The 2055-nt window shown below is 49.5% G+C and carries 1 protein-coding gene; it reads left to right on the forward strand.

Annotated elements, in window-relative coordinates; all coding sequences use genetic code 11:
• Positions 1 to 750 precede the first annotated feature (750 nt).
• The gene (locus C463_RS09745) at positions 751 to 1359 is read left to right on the forward strand and encodes a GNAT family N-acetyltransferase (protein WP_008443237.1); all 609 of its coding nucleotides are present in this window, start codon (positions 751 to 753) and stop codon (positions 1357 to 1359) included.
• The last annotated feature ends 696 nt before the right edge of the window (positions 1360 to 2055 follow it).

The following is a 2055-nucleotide window of genomic DNA, read 5'->3' on the forward strand; positions in this document are numbered from 1 at the left end:
ATCCACGCAGTACGTTCGCTGAGGCGGTCGAATTCTGTCATAGACACTCAGAAATCGTCCGCCTCATCCTCTAACTTTACGCGACCTCCTGATATTGGCTATCCATTAAGTTCCGTACACACTCCTCTATCGATGTGTTTATCGTGTTTGTTACCACGGCACAATTGACACTCACACAATTAATATGTCTTGGTTATAATGATATTCCATTAGCTTCCGCATACACCCCTCTATCGATGTGTTCAACGAGTATGTTACCACGGCACATTTGACACTCATCAAACTAATATGCTCTGCTTATAATAGTATTCCATTATTTTCCGCATACACCCCTCTATCGATGTGTTCAATGTATTTGTTACCACGGCGCAGTTGACACTCATCAGATCACAATTGGTGAATAAATGACTCCTCCGGTGTCAAATAGTACTATCTCATTAGTTCGGCTCTGTTGAAATCCTTCGAAAGTGATACATCATGACCAGCTGTGGTCGGTACAGAGAATGTAGGTAACAAGCACACCTGGCTTGTTCAACGAATTAGGAATGAAACAGCTGTGAGTGGGCGTGCGAACTGCGCGACTGCACACAGGAGTTAGCTACGGAGTCAAACAGTTCCGAGATGGTGTGTCAAGAAGAGAATCTATGGGTCCGTCAGTTGGTGGAACGAGAGTTTGGCGACCAAACCGTGCCAAATTGACGCACACCAACGGAAGTTGTTTACCCATTCATTCCTCAAAACGTAGTAATAATGTCAGTACTCCCCGTTGAGATGAAGAGTGACAGGCTTCATTACAAGCGGCTTCACCCAGATGAGTTTGACCCATACGAACTCTATACTCACGCCAAGGAAGGGTCTCCTGGAATTGACGAAATCACCGAGTACGTCACGTGGAACCCGTACACTAACCCGCAAGCGGCGTTCGACTGGGTCGACAAGTGTGGGGCAGCATTCGAGAACGGAGAGAGTGCCACCTACGTGATTCGTCCTAAAGAGGGTGAACGTGCGGACGAATTGGCGGGCATCGCTGGTATACATCCAGATTGGGACCGTCAATTCGCGGAACTGGGGACGTGGCTCCGAAAGCCCTTCTGGGGGCAGGGTTACTCTGGGGAACGAGCGGCGCGTTTTCTCGAAGTTGCGTTCGACTGGCTCGATCTCCAGATTGTGACGATTACACACCACCCAGAAAACACGAACTCCAAGCGGGCCATCGAAAAATATGTTGAGCGGTTCGGTGGCCACAAGGAAGGTCGACTCCGTAATAACGCCGTTATGGACGGAGAACCACACGATACTGTCCGCTATACTATTGCCCGTCAGGAGTGGGAACAGAATCGGCGTGGAGAGCAGGAGTGAGCCGTTGAGTAGAAGTGTCAGGTTGTATCCCTACACTGAACAGTCAGACGAGAACAATCTAAAATTCTAAGTCGTGTAAAGTACGCCACCCAGAGGTCTTGTACTCTGAACGAGTAGCATACACCTGTTCCGTGCTGGACTCAATTCTCGTTTGTATATTGCGATTAACAGCCAATAGATAGTTCGTTGGAATCCTGCTGCGTAGCGAGTGCGAGTCAGTCAGGCTAACGACGAACAACCTCGTGCGCGACGGTCACAGCAACCGCGATGATCAACACGACGAAGACAGGTTCACCGACGGTTGGGTCAGACTGTGTGGTATCCTTCATCGAGGCCGCCCACGAGACAACGCTGGATTTAGTGGCAGGATCTAAAGAGTGTTTTACCGACTCAAACAGTGGTCTGTGGCTCTCAGAGAAGCCCGGCCCAAGATATCAACAACTTGGTTCCCAAGAGCGATCAAACAAATTTGGCAGGCACAGATATCTGCGCATATCCAACTGGTTCAAAGAATGCTATTCGTTCAGTACCTCAACATCAAACTTCGAGTGCCATTGGTACCGTCGGCCTCCCCAAACGAATGTGTCCCGAGCGAAAGCATACAGACTGCTCTGTTGAATCCGCAGAAGGCGTCGGGATCGGGTCACTCTGTACTCGGGTCAGGTGCGCTGCCGAGAGAATTCAGAGATGTACTCT

The sequence above is a fragment of the Halorubrum californiense DSM 19288 genome (assembly GCF_000336875.1).
Taxonomy (GTDB): Archaea; Halobacteriota; Halobacteria; order Halobacteriales; family Haloferacaceae; genus Halorubrum; species Halorubrum californiense.